This is a genomic window from Pseudomonas sp. PMCC200344 (assembly GCF_030053095.1).
In the GTDB taxonomy this organism is placed as follows: domain Bacteria; phylum Pseudomonadota; class Gammaproteobacteria; order Pseudomonadales; family Pseudomonadaceae; genus Aquipseudomonas; species Aquipseudomonas svalbardensis.
Map to the genome: position 1 here is coordinate 6047859 of NZ_CP125618.1, position 17536 is coordinate 6065394.

At 58.7% G+C, this 17536-nt stretch carries 16 protein-coding genes and 1 pseudogene; 11 read left to right on the forward strand and 6 right to left on the reverse strand.

The annotated features are described in order from the left end of the window. Window position 1 precedes the first annotated feature (1 nt). Entirely contained in the window at window positions 2-841 is an 840-nt protein-coding gene (locus QFW87_RS27800) for an AraC family transcriptional regulator (protein WP_283189336.1), read from the forward strand. A 119-nt stretch (window positions 842-960) separates the two neighbouring features. Here the strand turns inward: QFW87_RS27800 and QFW87_RS27805 are convergent, their stop codons facing one another. Both QFW87_RS27805 and QFW87_RS27810 read right to left on the reverse strand, forming a co-directional pair. Beyond that, a complete protein-coding gene (locus tag QFW87_RS27805; RefSeq protein ID WP_283189337.1) occupies window positions 961-1815 on the reverse strand; it encodes a sulfurtransferase in 855 nt (284 codons plus the stop codon). A gap of 33 nt (window positions 1816-1848) precedes the next feature. Beyond that, entirely contained in the window at window positions 1849-2520 is a 672-nt protein-coding gene (locus tag QFW87_RS27810; protein ID WP_283189338.1) for a TetR/AcrR family transcriptional regulator, read from the reverse strand. Between the two features lie 146 nt (window positions 2521-2666). On the opposite strand from QFW87_RS27810, the gene QFW87_RS27815 reads away from it, so the two are divergent. The 6 genes and pseudogenes from QFW87_RS27815 to QFW87_RS27840 all read left to right on the forward strand — a co-directional run bounded on the left by QFW87_RS27815 (window position 2667) and on the right by QFW87_RS27840 (window position 8517). Further along, window positions 2667-4097, forward strand: a complete 1431-nt coding sequence (locus tag QFW87_RS27815) for a coniferyl aldehyde dehydrogenase (protein WP_283189339.1) — start codon at window positions 2667-2669, stop codon at window positions 4095-4097. A 28-nt stretch (window positions 4098-4125) separates the two neighbouring features. Beyond that, entirely contained in the window at window positions 4126-4671 is a 546-nt protein-coding gene (locus QFW87_RS27820) for a twin-arginine translocation pathway signal protein (protein WP_283189340.1), read from the forward strand. Between the two features lie 234 nt (window positions 4672-4905). Continuing rightward, a pseudogene (locus QFW87_RS27825) lies at window positions 4906-5867 on the forward strand (IS110 family transposase). A 105-nt stretch (window positions 5868-5972) separates the two neighbouring features. After that, window positions 5973-7568, forward strand: coding sequence for a GMC family oxidoreductase (locus tag QFW87_RS27830; RefSeq protein WP_283189341.1), 1596 nt, complete (start codon window positions 5973-5975; stop codon window positions 7566-7568). A 115-nt stretch (window positions 7569-7683) separates the two neighbouring features. Continuing rightward, a complete protein-coding gene (gene coaD, locus QFW87_RS27835; protein WP_008150570.1) occupies window positions 7684-8163 on the forward strand; it encodes a pantetheine-phosphate adenylyltransferase in 480 nt (159 codons plus the stop codon). 102 nt (window positions 8164-8265) lie between these two features. Beyond that, complete coding sequence (locus QFW87_RS27840; protein WP_038358877.1) at window positions 8266-8517, forward strand: YfhL family 4Fe-4S dicluster ferredoxin; 252 nt, start codon at window positions 8266-8268, stop codon at window positions 8515-8517. Window positions 8518-8632: 115 nt separating this feature from the next. On the opposite strand, the gene QFW87_RS27845 is transcribed toward QFW87_RS27840, so the two are convergent. The 3 genes from QFW87_RS27845 to QFW87_RS27855 are packed head-to-tail and all read right to left on the reverse strand — an operon-like array spanning window position 8633 to window position 10666. Beyond that, window positions 8633-8956: a multidrug transporter gene (locus QFW87_RS27845; protein ID WP_283182055.1), complete on the reverse strand. Its 324-nt coding sequence runs from the start codon at window positions 8954-8956 to the stop codon at window positions 8633-8635. A gap of 53 nt (window positions 8957-9009) precedes the next feature. Further along, a complete protein-coding gene (gene mutM / locus QFW87_RS27850; protein WP_283182056.1) occupies window positions 9010-9822 on the reverse strand; it encodes a bifunctional DNA-formamidopyrimidine glycosylase/DNA-(apurinic or apyrimidinic site) lyase in 813 nt (270 codons plus the stop codon). A 28-nt stretch (window positions 9823-9850) separates the two neighbouring features. Further along, the gene (locus tag QFW87_RS27855) at window positions 9851-10666 is read right to left on the reverse strand and encodes an HDOD domain-containing protein (RefSeq protein WP_283184644.1); all 816 of its coding nucleotides are present in this window, start codon (window positions 10664-10666) and stop codon (window positions 9851-9853) included. A 234-nt stretch (window positions 10667-10900) separates the two neighbouring features. Between QFW87_RS27855 and QFW87_RS27860 the strand changes: the two genes are divergently transcribed. The 4 genes from QFW87_RS27860 to QFW87_RS27875 all read left to right on the forward strand — a co-directional run bounded on the left by QFW87_RS27860 (window position 10901) and on the right by QFW87_RS27875 (window position 15773). Next, window positions 10901-12097: a class I SAM-dependent rRNA methyltransferase gene (locus QFW87_RS27860; protein WP_134420712.1), complete on the forward strand. Its 1197-nt coding sequence runs from the start codon at window positions 10901-10903 to the stop codon at window positions 12095-12097. Window positions 12098-12521: 424 nt separating this feature from the next. Continuing rightward, window positions 12522-13601: a SagB family peptide dehydrogenase gene (locus QFW87_RS27865; RefSeq protein ID WP_283182057.1), complete on the forward strand. Its 1080-nt coding sequence runs from the start codon at window positions 12522-12524 to the stop codon at window positions 13599-13601. After that, on the forward strand, window positions 13598-14575 hold the full coding sequence (locus tag QFW87_RS27870) for a diiron oxygenase (protein WP_283190961.1): 978 nt from the start codon (window positions 13598-13600) through the stop codon (window positions 14573-14575). The genes QFW87_RS27865 and QFW87_RS27870 overlap by 4 nt, the downstream gene beginning before the upstream one ends. Further along, a complete protein-coding gene (locus QFW87_RS27875; RefSeq protein ID WP_283189342.1) occupies window positions 14568-15773 on the forward strand; it encodes a multidrug effflux MFS transporter in 1206 nt (401 codons plus the stop codon). Before QFW87_RS27870 ends, QFW87_RS27875 begins: the two co-directional genes overlap by 8 nt. 16 nt (window positions 15774-15789) lie before the next feature. Here QFW87_RS27875 and QFW87_RS27880 read toward each other — a convergent pair whose 3' ends face one another. Continuing rightward, window positions 15790-17487, reverse strand: a complete 1698-nt coding sequence (locus tag QFW87_RS27880; protein WP_283189343.1) for a DUF4153 domain-containing protein — start codon at window positions 17485-17487, stop codon at window positions 15790-15792. Between the last annotated feature and the right edge of the window lie 49 nt (window positions 17488-17536).

The window sequence follows — 17536 nt, forward strand, 5'->3', positions numbered from 1 at the left end:
CATGGACGTCGATCAGGGCGAGTCGATCCGATTCTGGCAAACAGCGCCGTTGGCCGGCGTCGAGTTATTGTCCGCGCGCTACATCGAACACCGTTTCGCCCCCCATGTGCATGACGGTTACGTGATCGGCATGATCATGGCGGGCGCCCAGCGCTATCGCTATCGCGGTGCCGAACACCTGGCGGGCAGCGGCACGCTGGTGCTGATCAATCCAGACGAACTGCACACCGGCCATAAAGGCACGGAGGACGGTTGGTTGTATCGGGCGTTCTATCCGGACAGCGGTCAGATTCTGTCGCTACTCGATGAACTGGAACTGCCGACCAACAACTTACCGGCGTTCGGCGCGACGCTGTATCGCGATCCGGATCTGGTGAAGGGTTTCTGCCAACTGCATCGTCTACTGGAAAGTCCGTCCACTGCCTTGCAACAACAAACGGTCTGGCGGGAAATGATGCTGTTGCTGCTGCAACGGCACGCGGCCGTGCCGATTGCCGGCAAGCCGGGCAAGGAACATCGGGCGGTGACGCGGGCCAAGGATCTGCTGCAAGCACAACTGGCGACGCCGCCTTCGCTGGAAGAACTGGCAGCGGCGGTCAACCTTTCGCCCTTCCACTTCGCCCGGATGTTCCGCCGCGCCACGGGCATGCCGCCGCACACCTGGCTGATGCAGCAGCGCATCGCTCGGGCGCGGGCGCTGTTACAGAGCGGTTGCTTGCCGCTGGAAGTGGCGACGCAATTGGGGTTTGCTGACCAGAGTCATCTGAGTCGGCAATTCAAGCAGGTTTACGGCGTGGGACCGGGCGCGTATCGCAGCGCCCGGCAACTCCCCGGAAGTTGAGGTCGACACAGGTCCAAATGTGGGAGCGAGCCTGCTCGCGAAGGCGGTGGGTCAGTAGGCATCAATGTTGATTGACACTCCGCTTTCGCGAGCAGGCTCGCTCCCACATTGGATCGGGATTACTCGCCGATGGCGATGCCGTGCGCAGGATCGTTGATCCACTCGCTCCATGAACCGGCATACAACGATCCCAGCGGATAGCCGGCCAGACACAACGCGAACAGGTTGTGACAGGCCGTCACGCCAGAACCGCAGTACGCCACCAGATCGGTCGGCGAACGATTACCGAGTTTTGCGGCAAAACGCTGCTTGAGCTGATCCGCCGGCAGAAAACGCCCGTCGCTGCCCAGGTTGTCGGTGAACGCCGCACATTGCGCGCCGGGGATGTGCCCGGCAATCGGATCGATCGGCTCTACTTCGCCTTTGAAACGCGGCAAGCCGCGGGCATCGAGCAGGGTCAGCGCGGTCTGGCCGAGACGTTGCTGGAGCTGTTCGGCGCTCAAGATCAGCGCGTTGTCCGGCGACCCCGTGAAGGTGCCACGCTCAATCTGCGGCGCATCAAGACTCAGGGGCAAACCGGCCGCGTGCCAGGCCTTGAGCCCGCCATCCAGAATGAACACGCCGTCACGTTTGCCCAGCCAGGCCAGCAACCACCAGGCCCGCGCCGCGTAGGCACCCGGACCGTCGTCGTACAAAATCACATCGCTGTCGGCGTTGATGCCCCAGTATTGCAGACGTTCGATCACGTCTTCAGGTTCTGGCAACGGATGGCGCCCGGTCACACCCTTGACCACGGTCCCGCTCAAATCACGCTCAAGATCGGCAAAGCTCGACCCGGCGATATGCCCTTCGGCATAACTGCGCTGACCGTAATCCGGGTCTTCGAGGGCAAAACGACAATCCAGAATCACCAACCCCGGCTGATCCTTTTTCAGGTCCAACGTTTGTGGGCTGATCAGTTGCGCAATGGGCATAACGGACTCCAGTGATTTTGGCGATGTTTGATCCTACTTCACTTCTTCCAGCGCTTGGGCCAGCGGCACGTAAAACTCATCGAACAGCGCATTCACCGCGGCGCGGGACTGATCCGTGACAAACCCGGCCTCAAGCACCAGCACCTGATACACGCCTCGTTTAATCGCCTGTTCGCTCAGGTGATTGGAGTTTTCACGCGTGGTGCACAGAAAACGCACCCAGGACGTCAGGATGATCCAGGCATTGAGCGTCAGGGATTCAATCTGAACCTTATCCATTTGTAGGATGCCGGCCTCGACGAAGCCGGCGTAGATGTGCGTGCCATGGATCAGACAGCGTTGGGAAAAGCGCCGATATCGGGCGGCCAGCTCCGGATCGCTGTCGAGCAAATGCTCCAGATCGCGGTGCAAAAACCGGTAGCGCCACATGGCGGCCAGCAACTCCTGGAGGTAGACGCGCTTGTCGTCAACCGTGGCGGCGCGACCCTGGGGCGGGCGCAGGAAGCTGTCCACCAGGCTTTCGTACTCACTGAACAGCACGGCGATGATCGCCTGCTTGTTGGGGAAATGGTAGTACAGGTTCCCCGGTGAAATTTCCATGTGGGCAGCAATGTGGTTGGTGCTGATGCTTCGCTCACCCTGCTGATTGAACAGCTCCAGGCTGTTCTGCACGATGCGCTCGCTGGTTTTGATCCGAGGGGCCATGGCTTGGGCTTTAATTCAGAGTGCATTGACGGGCATCTTACGACCTAACGGGGAGTGGATAAAACAACGCTGCACCAGGATGTCATTTGACTTTCTAGAGCATGGACTCTAAAAAGTCCCTTATTACAATAAAACCGGAGCCGACCATGACTGCTGACATCGCCTACCTGCAGAACCTCCAGCAGCCTCTGGAAGAGCTCCAGACCCTGTTCGACGCCCAACGCACGGCGTATGCAGCCAACCCGATGCCGCCCGCTGCCCAGCGCCAGCAATGGCTAAAAGCCCTGCGAGATCTGTTGAGCAATGAGCGGCAGGCTCTGATCGATGCCATCAGCCAGGATTTCAGTCATCGCAGCGCCGATGAAACCCTGCTCGCCGAACTGATGCCCAGCCTGCATGGCATTCACTACGCCAATCAGCACCTCAAAGGCTGGATGAAGGCGTCGAAGCGCAAGGTCGGGATTGCCTTTCAACCCGCGGCAGCCAAAGTCGTTTATCAACCTTTGGGTGTGGTCGGGGTGATCGTGCCGTGGAACTATCCACTGTATCTGGCCATCGGGCCATTGGTAGGCGCGTTGTCGGCAGGCAATCGGGTGATGCTCAAACTCAGTGAGTCGACCCCGGTCTTCGGTTTGTTGCTCAAAGAATTGCTGGGCCGAATCTTCCCGCAAGACCTGGTCTGCGTGGTGCTGGGCGAAGCCGATATCGGTGTAGCGTTCTCTAAACTGCGCTTCGATCACCTGCTGTTCACCGGCGCCACCAGCGTTGGCAAACACGTAATGCGTGCGGCGGCCGAGAACCTGACTCCGGTGACCCTCGAACTCGGCGGCAAATCCCCGGCCATCGTGTCTCGCGACGTGCCGCTCAAGGACGCTGCCGAACGCATCGCGTTCGGCAAGACGCTCAACGCCGGGCAGACCTGCGTGGCCCCGGACTATGTCCTGGTGCCGGAAGATCGCGTCGGTGCGTTCATCGAGGCCTATCTTCAGGCGGTTCGCGGGTTTTATCCGACCCTGACCGACAACCCGGACTACACCGCGATCATCAATGACCGACAATTGGCGCGCCTCAACGGCTACATCAGCGACGCCACCAGCAAGGGGGCGCTGCTAATTCCTCTGTTCGACCAGGGCCAGGGGCGCCGCATGAGCCACAGCCTGCTGCTCAATGTCAGCAACGACATGATGGTGATGCAGGACGAAATATTCGGCCCGCTGTTGCCGATCGTTCCGTACAAGGACCTGGATCAAGCCTTTGCCTACATCAACCAACGACCTCGTCCGCTGGCCCTGTATTACTTCGGCTACGACAAGCGTGAGCAAAACCGCGTACTTCACGAAACCCATTCCGGCGGCGTGTGCCTGAACGACACCCTGCTGCACGTCGCTCAAGACGACATGCCATTCGGCGGTATCGGCGCCTCGGGCATGGGCCATTACCACGGCCACGAAGGTTTCCTGACCTTCAGCAAAGCCAAAGGTGTGCTGATCAAACAGCGGTTCAATGCGGCGAAATTGATCTATCCGCCGTACGGCAAATCCATTCAGAAGCTGATTCAGAAGCTGTTTATCCGCTAACGATCACCACCACCGGGTAATAACAATAATGAGCCCAAGTCTGTCCGATACACCTGCGCTGTCACGGCGCGGCTTGCTTAAATTCAGCCTGGGTGCCAGCGCCTTTCTCGCCACCGCCGGTTTGGGAGCGAGCCTCAGCGGCTGCTCGTCGAGCATTCCGGCCAGTGGTTTCGCGATTCTGCGCAGCGGTGACTTGCTGTTTCTGCGGGCACTGATTCCGGTGATGCTCGACGGCGCCGTGGCCGTCGAGAGAATGCCGGCGGCCGTCGGTGAAACCCTGCACTGCCTGGATAACGGTCTGAATCATCTGTCGCCGGAAATGCTCAAGCTGACCCGGCAGTTGTTCGATGTGCTGGGAATGAGCATCACCCGCGGACCACTGACCGGGATCTGGGGCAGTTGGGAAAACGCCAGTGCCGACGAGATCCGGCACTTTCTGGATCGCTGGGAAAACAGCTCGTTAAGTCTGCTACGCATGGGTCATAGCTCGCTGCTGCAACTGGTGATGATGGCGTGGTACAGCCGGGCGGAGTCGTGGGCGCATTGCGGGTATCCCGGACCGCCAACAGTTTAAAACCGAGTCGACCCATTCGCGAGCAGGCTCGCTTGTATGTTTAGACTTGAAGGGGTGGGCGGGACTAAAAGCTCGATTCTGACTCTGACCAGTACAGACCGTGGGAGACTTCTCATCCCGCCCCTTCTACCCAAAGCGCCGATAAGGAATTCATCGGTAAAACCGACGATAGAGGCAAGCCAGCGCAACGGTAGACCCCGACAAGCTCTTAAACCCTAGCTCCGAGGATTCGTCATGACAATCCTTACTTCGCAGACGGTGGTTGGCGTCGATATCGCCAAGGCCGAAATAGTTGTCTATCGCTCCGACCGGCTAACCACTGACACCATCAAGAACGATCGAACAGCCCTCAAACGCTGGCTTAAAACATTGCCCGCCCAAAGCGCTATCGCCGTTGAAGCCACCAACATCTACCACCTGGACACCGTCGAGCTGGCCCATGCGATGGGGCACCAGGTCTATGTCGTGGATGCTTATCGGGTGAGCAACTATCGCCGCGGCATCGGCCAACGAGCCAAGAACGATCCCTGCGATGCCCGTCTGCTGGCGCGTTATTTGACGAACGAACAAGACGGACTGCGGATCTGGAGCCCACCACCCAAGGCCTACACCTCGCTGAAAAGCCTGCTCCACAGACGTGCAACGCTGATCCAGAACCATGCCGGTCTGATGCTGAGCTGGGCCAATGAACCCTTGTTGAAGAAAGTACAGAGCGCCCAGCAAAAGGCCTTCAAGCAAGCGGATCAGGCCATTCAGAAACTGCTGCGCAAGGTCAGCAAAGAGGCGGGTATTGAAGAGAATATCGACCGCTGCAAAGCCATCGAAGGGGTTGGCGAACTGACTGCAACCGGGTTGGCGACGACCTTTATGCGCGGTGATTTTGCCAATAGTGATGCGTTCATCGCGTTTCTAGGGATGGACCTTACGGTCGATGACTCCGGGAAGAAGAACGGCCCCCGGCACCTGACAAAAAAAGGGGATCCGGAAGTCCGCCGGTTGGCTTACAACGCCGCAATGGCAGCCTGTCGCTCAGCTAAATGGAAACCGTTTTACGAGTCGTATTTGGCAAGAGGCTTCTCGAAAACCCAGGCCTTGGTGGCCCTTGCCCGGAAACTCTGCCGGGTGGCATTTGCCCTGATGAAAAATCAGAGCGAATACCACCCGGCCTGAGGTTGCGGGGTTGCCCTGCAACATAGAATCTCCCACAGGGGGCTCGCGATCCATGTGGGAGCGAGCCTGCTCGCGAAGGCGTCAGCCGCCTCACCAATGCGTCCAAACCATAACAACAAGAGAACCTGAACATGCCCGTACCCGATCCGTTCCGCGAAGGCCTGGCCCGTGGCTGGAAAACCTATAACGGTTCACAACTGACCCAAGACCTGACCCTCGAAGTGGACGTGGCGATTATCGGCAGCGGCGCGGGCGGTGGCACCACCGCAGAAATCCTCAGCGCAGCGGGCTACAAGGTATTGCTGATCGAGGAAGGCCCGCTCAAGACCAGCAGCGACTTCAAGATGCTCGAAGACCAGGCCTACACCAACCTCTATCAGGAAGGTATCGGCCGCATGAGTAAGGACGGCGCGATCACCATCCTTCAGGGCCGGGCGGTGGGCGGCACCACGCTGATCAACTGGACCTCCAGTTTTCGCACGCCGGACCCGACCCTCGACCACTGGGCTAAGGAACACGGCGTCAAAGGCCATACTCCGGCCGAGATGGCGCCGTGGTTCGAGAAAATGGAGCAACGCCTGGGCGTCGCCCCCTGGATGATCCCGCCCAACGCCAACAACGACGTGATCCGCAAAGGCTGCGAAAAACTCGGCTACGCCTGGCATGTGATCCCGCGCAACGTGCGTGGCTGCTGGAACCTCGGCTACTGCGGCATGGGTTGCCCGACCAACGCCAAGCAATCGATGCTGGTCACGACCATCCCGGCGACCCTGGAAAAAGGTGGGGAGTTGCTCTATCTGGCTCGCGCCGAAAAGCTCTTGATCAGCGGCGACAAGGTCATGGGCCTGCAATGCGTAGCGATGGACGACCGCTGCGTTGCTACCACGGGCAAGACAATCACGGTCAAGGCCCGGCATTACGTGCTGGCTGGCGGCGGGATCAACAGCCCCGCGCTGCTCATGCGCTCCGAGGCGCCCGATCCGCACAAACGGCTGGGGAAAAGGACTTTTCTACACCTGGTGAACATGTCGGCCGGGCTGTTCGACGAGGTGATCAACCCGTTTTATGGCGCGCCACAGTCGATCTATTCCGACCATTTCCAATGGCAGGACGGCACCACCGGGAAAATGTCTTACAAACTCGAAGTGCCGCCGCTGCACCCGGCACTGGCCACGACCCTGCTCGGCGGTTTCGGCAAGGAAAACGCCCAACACATGGAAAACCTGCCCCACACCCACGCCATGTTGGCGTTGCTGCGGGACGGCTTTCACCCGGACAGCCCCGGTGGTAGCGTCGAGTTGCGCAGTGACGGCACGCCGGTGCTCGACTATCAGGTTTCACCCTATGCCTGGGACGGATTGCGTCGGGCGTTCCACAGCATGGCCGAGATCCAGTTCGCGGGCGGTGCCCATGCGGTAATGCCAATGCACGCCGACGCTCGCTACGTAAAAACCCTGGCCGAAGCACGCACGCTGATCGACGGCCTGAACCTGGAGCTGTATCGCACACGCCTGGGCAGCGCCCATGTGATGGGCGGTTGTGCCATGGGTGAAGACCCGAAAAACGCGGTGACCGACAGCCTCGGCCGGCATCATCAGTTAGGCAACCTGTCAATTCATGATGGCTCGCTGTTCCCCACCAGCATTGGCGCAAACCCGCAATTGTCGGTCTACGGGCTGACAGCGCAGTTGGCAACTTCTTTGGCCGAACGTTTGAAAAACCCATGAAAATGGAGAATATTCCAATCGTCTATAGTGCTTTCTTACACAAAAGGCGACTTGGCCGACCGGGAAGGCTGCGATACCATCCGACTCCCCAACGGACTCCCGCCAGGACGACGCGATGAACCGAGTGTTGTACCCAGGTACCTTCGACCCTATTACCAAGGGCCATGGCGATCTGGTCGAACGCGCCGCGCGCCTGTTCGATCATGTGATCATCGCCGTCGCCGCCAGCCCGAAGAAAAACCCGTTGTTTCCCCTGGAACAGCGTGTGGCGCTGGCCCGCGAGGTCACTAAACATCTGCCCAACGTTGAAGTCGTCGGCTTCTCGACGTTGCTGGCGCATTTCGCCAAAGAGAAGAACGCCAACGTGTTCCTGCGTGGTTTGCGTGCGGTGTCGGACTTCGAATACGAATTCCAGCTGGCCAACATGAACCGTCAGTTGGCGCCAGATGTGGAAAGTCTGTTTCTCACCCCGTCCGAGCGTTATTCGTACATTTCCTCGACGCTGGTCCGTGAAATCGCAGCCCTGGGTGGCGATATCACCAAGTTCGTCCACCCTGCGGTGGCGGACGCCCTGAACGAACGCTTCAAGAAGTAGCAACCGCTCAAGCGGCGCCCGCGTGCACTGCGGGCGCCAATGCGGCACAATTGTGCGCATTGGTTTATTGCGCCCGGGCCTTCCGCCCTGGCTGGAGTTAGCATGTCCCTGATCATCACCGACGACTGCATCAACTGCGACGTCTGCGAACCCGAGTGCCCGAACGCCGCCATCTCCCAGGGCGAAGAGATCTACGTGATCGACCCGAACCTGTGCACCCAGTGCGTCGGCCACTACGACGAACCTCAGTGCCAGCAAGTGTGCCCGGTGGATTGCATTCCGCTGGACGAGGCGCATCCGGAGACTGAAGAGCAGTTGATGGAGAAGTACCGGATCATTACCGGTAAGGCTTGAGTCATTTGGCGCCTGTGAGGGCGCCTTCGCGGGCAAGCCTCGCTCCTACAGGATCTTGCACAAGATTCGCGTATCACCTGTAGGAGCGAGGCTTGCCCGCGAAGCGCTTAAGGCTTCACTCCCGCTGCTCAAACCCTTCTCCGATACACCCCAAGCACCGCACAAACGCCGCTTTCGCCGGGTCGACCACCAACGCCTGCCCCGCATCGCCGACGCCGCCACCCAATGCGGTAAACGGCAACGACACCACAAACACTCCTGCACCAATCACCGTCGCCACGACCAGCAAAGGTCGGGCAATCAGCATATCGCCGATCATGGCGTACGCCGGGGGATTCTGGATGGTGTAACGCGGGTCGCCGCTGCCCGTGTTTGCTGCCAACGCTGGCGCACCGACGCTCAGCAGCAAAACGACGACAACGGTTCGAAACAGGTTCATGGCGCGGTCCTTGGGCTAGGCAGTCAGAACACTGACTATAGACCCTGGGCGTATCAGCTCTGACAACGCGGGCAAAAGACGCTGGCGCGCTGCCCCAGCTTCACTTCCCGCAACTCCGTGCCGCAGATCTTGCAGGGTGCACCGCCACGGCCATACACGAACAGTTCCTGCTGGAAATAACCCGGCTGACCGTCACCGCCGATAAAGTCTCGCAATGTGGTGCCGCCGCGCTCGATAGCGGCCGCCAGGATGCGTTTGATCTCGATCGCCAGTTTCAGATAACGCCCCCGAGAGATGCTCTTGGCCTCACGACGCGGGTCGATACCGGCCGCGAACAATGCTTCGGTTGCGTAGATATTGCCCACGCCCACCACCACCGCGTTGTCCATGATGAACGGTTTGACCGCCATGGATCGCCCGCGGGACTGCTGGAACAAGCGCTCGCCGTCAAACAGGTCGGTCAACGGCTCCGGCCCCAGGCGAATCAGCAACTCGTGGTTGAGCGGATCGAGACTCCAGAGCATCGCGCCAAACCGTCGCGGGTCGGTGTAACGCAAGGCCAGGCCGGATTCCAGTTCGATGTCCACATGCTCATGCTTGGCCACCGGCGTGCCGACTTCCACCAGACGCAGATTTCCCGACATCCCCAAATGGCTGATCAGCGTGCCGACTTCGGCATTAATCAACAGGTACTTCGCGCGTCGCTCCACCAGCACGATGCGCTGGCCAGACAGCCGCACATCCAGGTCCTCGGGAATCGGCCAGCGCAAGCGCCGCTCACGCACGATCACCCGGCTGACGCGCTGGCCTTCCAGGTGCGGCGCAATTCCGCGGCGAGTGGTTTCGACTTCAGGCAGTTCCGGCATGGTGCTCTCGAATCAGGCTGTGCAACGCTCAGCGGTGAGCGCCAAGGTCACGAATCGTTTGTTTAAGGGTCTCGAAGTCGTAGTCCGAGAGCCCGACATAATCGAGAACCAGTGGTGCGATGCTGTTCCACTCGTGGTCATCACGCTGGTTGCCCAGCACCCGGAAGGACGCACAAATGTGCTCGGCCATTTTCAGGATCGCCAGCAGGTTTTTCACCTGACTGTTGCGCGACGACTCATCGCTGAAGATCGCCAATGCATTGTGGTGATTGGCGATGGCGGCGGTCACATGCTCCGGCAGGCGCCAGGATTTGGCGGTGTAATAACCCACCACCGCATGATTGGTATTGAACACCCGATTCTCGGTATCCACCACTCGGCATTCGGCGCTGGCGCTGGCATAGGCCTCTTCCAGAATGGTCATGTAGTTGGGGAAGCGCTGGAGCATCAGCGGCACGCCGCAGTCATGGAACAGGCCCAACGCGTACGCTTCATCGCCGGCCTGGGTGCCAATGCGCTTGGCCAGGGTCAGGCAAGTCATCGCCACGTCCTGAGCGGTATCCCAGAAACGATTCAAGGTAACAATGGTGTCGTCGTTCATCTCGCCCTTGATCGACTGCGCGTTGATCAGGTTGATGATCGAGCGGCTGCCCAGCAGATTCACCGCACGCTGAATCGAGGCGATCTTGTTGCTCAAGCCGTAATACGGTGAGTTGACGATTTTCAACAAGGCGCCAGAGAGGCCCGGGTCCTGGGAGATCAGCTTCGCGATCACCTCCAGATCCGGATCGGGCATGTACTGTTCCATCTGCAAATCCACCATGATTTGCGGTTGGGCCGGCACGCTGATGCCTTGCAGGGACTGTTGAATCTGTTCGGTAGTCAGCTCTGGGGACATAAGTACACACTCTGGGACAGGCGGCGATTCTAACCCTTATAAAGTTGGATCCGACACCTTGGCCGGTCCATCGTCTGAAGTTTCATCAAATGCCTTGCCCTTCCTCACCGCATGTCCATCCGCCAAACCGTGGCCGTGCGCAACACGCTATACTCCCGCTCTTTTTTCCGGAGCGACGTCATGTCCCTGCCTAGCCTGCGCCTCAAAGCCAACGCCGACCGTCGCCTGCGAAACGGCCATTTGTGGGTCTATAGCAACGAAATCGATGTAGCCGCTACTCCTTTGCACGGTTTCAAGGCCGGCGACCAGGCGATCCTCGAAGCAGCCAGCGGCAAGCCGCTGGGCATCGTTGCCATGAGTCCGAACAACCTGATCTGCGCCCGCCTCTTGTCGCGCGACATCAAGTTGCCGCTGGACAAGTCGCTGCTGGTGCATCGCCTGAACGTCGCGCTGTCCCTGCGCGATCGCCTGTTCGACAAGCCGTTCTATCGCCTGGTCTACGGCGATTCCGATCTGCTGCCAGGTCTGGTAGTCGACCGTTTCGGCGACATCCTGGTGGTACAGATCGCTTCGGCAACCATGGAAGCCCATAAAGAAGACGTGATCGCAGCGCTGACCCAAGTGATCAAGCCTAGCGGCATTCTGTTCAAGAACGACTCCGCTGCCCGTGATGCCGAAGGCCTCAACCGCTACGTCGAAACCGTGTTCGGCCTGGTGCCGGAGTGGGTTGCCCTGGAAGAGAACGGCGTGAAATTCGAAGCGCCCGTCATCCAGGGACAGAAAACCGGCTGGTTCTACGACCACCGCATGAACCGCGCACGTCTGGCACCTTATGCCAAAGGCAAGCGCGTTCTCGACCTGTACAGCTACATCGGTGGCTGGGGCGTGCAAGCGGCTGCGTTCGGCGCCAGTGAAGTGTTCTGCGTCGACGCGTCGGCCTTCGCCCTCGACGGCGTCGAGCGCAACGCCGCGCTGAACGGTTTCGCAGACAAGATGACCTGCATTGAAGGTGACGTGTTCGAAGCCCTGAAAGAGCTGAAAGCCAGCGAAGAGCGTTTCGACGTGATCGTTGCCGATCCTCCGGCGTTCATCAAACGCAAGAAAGACATGAAGAACGGTGAAGGTGCCTACCGTCGCCTGAACGAGCAAGCCATGCGTCTGCTCAGCAAAGACGGCATCCTGGTCAGCGCTTCGTGCTCGATGCACCTGCCGGAAGACGATCTGCAGAACATCCTGCTGACCAGCGCCCGTCACCTGGACCGCAACATCCAGATCCTGGAGCGCGGCGGTCAGGGCCCGGATCACCCGGTTCACCCAGCCATCGCCGAAACCCGCTACATCAAGAGCATCACCTGCCGTCTGCTGCCAAACAGCTGATTACGCTGGTTTGACGGGGAGCCAGCCGGCTCCCCGTTCTGTTATCTGTTATTGAATCCTCCAACTTCCTACTCCAGCGGTCTTAATGACTTGCAGGACGTTTCGCTTTGTCTTTTATTTTAGCGGACAGAACTTACAAGACTCATCCAACCCTCAGATCAATCCGACAAAATTACTGGAATATTCCTACCCAATCCCCCCTTGATAAGAACTCATTACAAACTATGATTAAGTCGTCACAAAGGAGTGACACTCACTATCAATTACAAGGAGTTCAAAACATGAAAGCAATTACTCTGGAAACCAACAAAATCGCTAACCTGGCTTTTCTGGTTGCGCCAAAAGCCCGCTAAGTAAATGAAACGCTGGGGAGTGCCGGCTACCCAGCGTTTTCTATGGCAAAGACCAGAGTGAGTCGCCAATCATGCAGATAAACCCTTATATATTCATACTTCCCCGCACGCCCGACCAAATAGTCTGGGATTACAAGAACCACAAACAGTTCGAATTGAATCTTGAATATTCAACCCGTCTCGCACACCTTATCGAAAACCCTGAAAAGTTTGATAACAACAACATAATAGACACGCAACTCCTGAACGCGGGAATACTCACAACCTCAATACAAGACACCCTTGAATGGGGCTGGGATGAACTGTCGAAGATATTTCATATCGGCACCAAGAACATTCCTTGTGAATATATCCCCCAAGATATTAATGAATGGTCGAGACACTATCTGAACCATTGCGCCGAAGTACTGGCCACTCCTGCCCCGGAGGCCAGACTCACAGAGCACCCGACAACCGAACGGATTGCATTGCCTCAACCTTCCTGCTTCCCGGTAAAAGCGCTTGTAAAGACGTTGATCGAGCGAAAGACCTGTCGCACCTTCACGGGTGAAAGAGTTTCCCTCGATGATGTGAGCACTCTTCTGTATTTGTCCCTTGGTTATCTGCGTGAGCGCGACAACGACATCGACGAAACCATCGCTGAAGGTCTTGGCGCCCGGCGCAGCAGTCCATCCGGTGGCGGGCTGAATGCCTGCGAAGGTTTTCTGCATGTTCAGAACGTCAGCGGCCTGAATCCCGGGCTCTACGCCTACCACCCCGACGAACATGCGTTGAGCTTCGTCAATCCGGTACCTGACTTGCCCTTGGGCCAGTTGTTGTGTGGGCAGCATTTCATCAACAACTTGCCAGTCGGCCTGTTCATCACCGCTCGCTTCGACAAACTGTGGTGGAAATATGAACACTCGCGGGCCTACCGAATGGCTTACGTCGAGGCAGGTCATATTTCCCAGACCTTTCAACTGGTGGCCACCGCACTTGGGTTAAGCACCTGGCTGACCGGTGCGTTGGCCGACGATCAGGTCGAAACGTTGCTGGGGATCGAGGACAGCGCCGAACAACCGTTGTTTTTTGTGGGCTGCGGCCAGAGTGACGGACAAGTGATGTGCAAGGAATTGAAAGCGCTGCTGCGCAACCGAGGCCCACAACAATGACCGAGCCCCGCACAGACGACCTGTCACTGCCCGACGCCTGGGCACAGCGCTTCACCCTCGGCGACTGGAACACCCGGGCCTCGGTACGAACCAGCGAGCACACCTATCAATTGCCATCAGATCTGGAACGGCAACTGGAAACACGACACTGGTTCCCGCCCGCCTTCCTGCCCTACCTGAATCACCCGGAAATCGATGCAGCCGGCAGTGCGATCACCCATCGTTTATCGGCCAACCATCTGGTGTATTTCCTCGACTACACCACCCGGCTCGAACATCGAATCGTCAACCGCTCCGTGGAAACCATCGTCCACGATGAGCTCGGTGTATCTATACCCCGACGGATGAAAACAGCTGCCCTCCAGCTTTATACCGATGAGGGTTTTCACGCTCTGTTCTCCAATAGTCTCGCCGAGCAGATAGCCGACCTTTACGACATGAGCCAACGCCCGGTGATGCCGCACCGCATTACCCGACTGAACGCCCTGCTTGACCACGCGCCTGACAGGCATAAGGCGCTGGCCTGGTTTCTCGTCGGCTTCGTGTCCGAGACCATCATCGCCAGGGAACTGCTCGAGGTTTGCCGCAACGAGTTGGTGTCCAGCGTCCAGGAAATGCTCAGGGACCACCTCACCGACGAGGCCCGACACAGTCGTTATTTTTGCGAAGTGTTCCATTATCTGTGGCTGACCCTGAACAGCAGCCAACGCACGTTCGCGGCGAAGCTGCTGGTGGACATCATCCTGATGTTCTTTGAGGTCGATGAGCGATGGCTGAAGGAAAGCCTGAACAGCGTGGGCCTCAGGGAGAATTGCGTCGCAGAAATCCTCAGTGCCCTGACCAGCCCGCAAGCCTGCCTTCAGCGCGCCCGATCAGGTGCAGGCGCGACGCTACAGGCGATGGAAAAGGCAGGTTTTTTCGACCTGCCTTTTAACCAGCAGCTCTTCGCACAGGCAGGACTTGTCGATGGATGAAGGAATATCTGCGGTCAGTGTCAAACACCGCCGCTCTGCGATCACCCTGTTAATGACCATGGTGATGCTCGGGGTCTTCCCTCTGGATGTTCTGCTGCCATCGTTCCCGGCGCTGGCCGAACACTTCCGGACCACGCCAGGCGACATCGCGTTTTCCATCAGCCTGTTTGCCATCGGGATCGCACTTTCCCAACTACTGGTCGGGCCGCTCTCGGATGTCATCGGGCGCAAAAGTCTGCTGCTGGCGGGAATGGCGGTCTCGATTGTCGGTGCGACTGGTTGCGTGCTGTCCACCGACTACGCCTGGTTCCTGATGTTCCGGGTGGTGCAAGCCATCGGCTGCGGTTGCTTCGTGCTCTCGCAGGCGCTGGTCCAGGACCTGTTCGACGGCAAGGAGCGGGATCAACTGCGGATTCTGATGGTCACCGCCAGCGGGATCTTCATTTCCGTCTCGCCACTGGCTGGCACCCTGTTGCAACAGGCACTGGACTGGCCCGCAAGCTTCATTGTCTTTATTGCCATCGCCGCCGCCGTGTTCCTTAAGGCCTGCTTCTTTCTTGAAAACCGGCACACTGCCACAACCCAGCGCCGAAGTATTCTTCAGTCCTACCGGCGTGTCTGTCGCGATGCGGGTTTCCTCGGCTATTGGCTGATCGCCGCAATCGCCTTCACCTGCCACTTTTCCTTCATTGTCATCTCGCCCCTGATCTTCATGGAGCAGTTGCAGCTTTCGGCCTACGAGTTTTCCCTGACACTGCTGCTGTATGGCGTGGCCTACATCATCGGCGGCATTCTCGCTCGAGTCCTCGCTGGGCGAATCGCCCCCAACACACAGATCATCGTCGGTCTAAGCCTGATCTTCTTTTCGGGGCTGGTAATGCTCATGCTCTCAAACGCGATAGGGCTGTCGACCCTGACGGTGCTGATCCCGATGATCGTCTGCACCGCCGGCACCACCATCGCTCGCCCTATCGCCACCTCGAAGGCGATGGAGGTTTTTCCGGACATGGCCGGTACCTCGGCGTCCGCCGGGAACACGCTGGTATTCATCTTCGGTGGCCTGATCAGCGCCCTGATCAACCTGAGTCCCTTCGAACTGCAACTGACGCTGGCCCTCAGCTTCATCGCCTTGAGCAGCGTCGGGCTGGTCATGATCTGTCACATCCGCCTGCGCAATCCGGCCTTGCGCGAAGCCTGAGACAGTGGGTGCGGTGTCATTGCTCCTCAGGTTCGGGGACCAGCGAGAGCGTACCTATTTGAACGTTCTTGAAGCGCGGCTCGATGAGTTTGACCTCTCCCGCACGCAGCTGGTCAAGGTTTTGCGGCGTGACATTCGCACCCTGGAGCACGGTGACATATTGCCACTCACCGTCGGCGGCGCGTTTATAGAGGAACGCCCTGTGATCCCACGGCTGCTGATTGAATTGCACCACTTCGGCTTGGCCATCGCCATCCAGGTCGGCCGCCCACATCACGCACCCCGCATCCTGGCACTGACGTTTTTTGCTGTTGAGGCTGACAAACTGCTCGCTGCCGTCCACCTTCGGCCCCACCCATTCAATGTTCACGGGTGTCGACTCCGTCGGCGGGTACGTAAAGGTGGTTTCACCGGGCGTTTGTTTCATCTGGATGCGCAGCACCTCTCGCGAGGGCGCATCGAGAATTTCATTGCGTTCAAGCCGCTCGGACAACGCCTCGAATTGCTGCCGTCCAGACACGCCGAGCCCGTTGCGCAAGTAGTTGGAATCGAACGTCAACACCGACATGCGGCCATCGAGCAAACGTCGCACCTGATCCCGTGCGCTGAACGATTGCGCATTGAGCCAAGGTGTATTGATCAGCACCAACACCACGCACACTGCCAGGGCAAGGGCCGGGTTACTGCGCCGCAGACTGTCCAGCCATGGGGTCTTGCGTTGCGCCACGGCCCACGTCGCAGCCAGGCTATACGCCGCGATGACCGCGACCAGCAACAGGCTGACAAACCGCCGGGGCGACAGGCCGTACTGCTCAACACGCAGCCAGCTTGAGTACCCGGCCACCACCATCAGCACCGGCAAGCAAAGCAAACCCGCCTCGACACAACGCATCAGCCACACCGGATAAGGCTGAGCCTGACGCCCATCCTGAAACACCCCCATGAGCAAAAACAGATACGTCCCCACCAGACACAACAATATCGGGGTCGAGTAGCCGGTGGCCCAGATCTGTTGCAGGCCGGTAAAGGGGAGCGTCACGGTAAACAGAACGGTAATGAGCGTGATCAGCGGCAACAGAAAATGACACGCCGCCAGGAAGACACCCCGCAGCATGCCGATGACTTTTTCGTTGTTCAGCCCCAGGCGCATGGTCAGGGAAAACACCACCGGCCCACTCAGGCAAATAAACAGCGGGGAACCGAATAGCTCGGCAAAGAACCCGATGCCCAGCATGACAAACAGCATGCTCCAGAGCAGAAGCAGCAAACCGAATACACCGGTCAGCGTCAGAGCAAAAAACACCACGAACACATGGCTCCAGGCGTACTGGAACAGATCGTCGTAGCGCCAACTGCGGCCTTCGCCGGAAGGCCAACTGGCCAGAAACGCACACACCACGTAACACAGCGGCACGCTGGTCAACAGCCAAGTGTTCGTCAGCCAGCGATTGCCATACTCCATCCCGGACACCAGGACCCAGCTGCTGATTGACATCGTCAACACGCAAAACACCACCGTCAGCGCCAGAACCCGCGTGTTTCTGAGTTTAGGGCCGAGCAATTGCAGAAACAGGCCACCCACCAACACCAGCGTCAAGCTTGCCGCCAGCACCCCCGCGCCAAAAGTCTTGAGTGTTTCGAACTGCCAGAACACTAACCCTTGGCACAGGCCGGTCAGCAGGTAAAACCACAACGAACGATTCAACAGCGACATTCCAATTCCTTTTGGTGGGGTTGCGCGAGGCCGGGCAGTTTAGCCAAGC

What these genes read in the sequence shown, in the direction of transcription:
- QFW87_RS27800 (WP_283189336.1), top strand. Translation starts at nt 2, where the DNA reads ATGGACGTCGATCAGGGCGAGTCGATCCGATTCTGGCAAACAGCGCCG.
- QFW87_RS27805 (WP_283189337.1), bottom strand. Translation starts at nt 1,815, where the DNA reads ATGCCCATTGCGCAACTGATCAGCCCACAAACGTTGGACCTGAAAAAG.
- QFW87_RS27810 (WP_283189338.1), bottom strand. Translation starts at nt 2,520, where the DNA reads ATGGCCCCTCGGATCAAAACCAGCGAGCGCATCGTGCAGAACAGCCTG.
- QFW87_RS27815 (WP_283189339.1), top strand. Translation starts at nt 2,667, where the DNA reads ATGACTGCTGACATCGCCTACCTGCAGAACCTCCAGCAGCCTCTGGAA.
- QFW87_RS27820 (WP_283189340.1), top strand. Translation starts at nt 4,126, where the DNA reads ATGAGCCCAAGTCTGTCCGATACACCTGCGCTGTCACGGCGCGGCTTG.
- QFW87_RS27830 (WP_283189341.1), top strand. Translation starts at nt 5,973, where the DNA reads ATGCCCGTACCCGATCCGTTCCGCGAAGGCCTGGCCCGTGGCTGGAAA.
- coaD (WP_008150570.1), top strand. Translation starts at nt 7,684, where the DNA reads ATGAACCGAGTGTTGTACCCAGGTACCTTCGACCCTATTACCAAGGGC.
- QFW87_RS27840 (WP_038358877.1), top strand. Translation starts at nt 8,266, where the DNA reads ATGTCCCTGATCATCACCGACGACTGCATCAACTGCGACGTCTGCGAA.
- QFW87_RS27845 (WP_283182055.1), bottom strand. Translation starts at nt 8,956, where the DNA reads ATGAACCTGTTTCGAACCGTTGTCGTCGTTTTGCTGCTGAGCGTCGGT.
- mutM (WP_283182056.1), bottom strand. Translation starts at nt 9,822, where the DNA reads ATGCCGGAACTGCCTGAAGTCGAAACCACTCGCCGCGGAATTGCGCCG.
- QFW87_RS27860 (WP_134420712.1), top strand. Translation starts at nt 10,901, where the DNA reads ATGTCCCTGCCTAGCCTGCGCCTCAAAGCCAACGCCGACCGTCGCCTG.
- QFW87_RS27865 (WP_283182057.1), top strand. Translation starts at nt 12,522, where the DNA reads ATGCAGATAAACCCTTATATATTCATACTTCCCCGCACGCCCGACCAA.
- QFW87_RS27870 (WP_283190961.1), top strand. Translation starts at nt 13,598, where the DNA reads ATGACCGAGCCCCGCACAGACGACCTGTCACTGCCCGACGCCTGGGCA.
- QFW87_RS27875 (WP_283189342.1), top strand. Translation starts at nt 14,568, where the DNA reads ATGGATGAAGGAATATCTGCGGTCAGTGTCAAACACCGCCGCTCTGCG.
- QFW87_RS27880 (WP_283189343.1), bottom strand. Translation starts at nt 17,487, where the DNA reads ATGTCGCTGTTGAATCGTTCGTTGTGGTTTTACCTGCTGACCGGCCTG.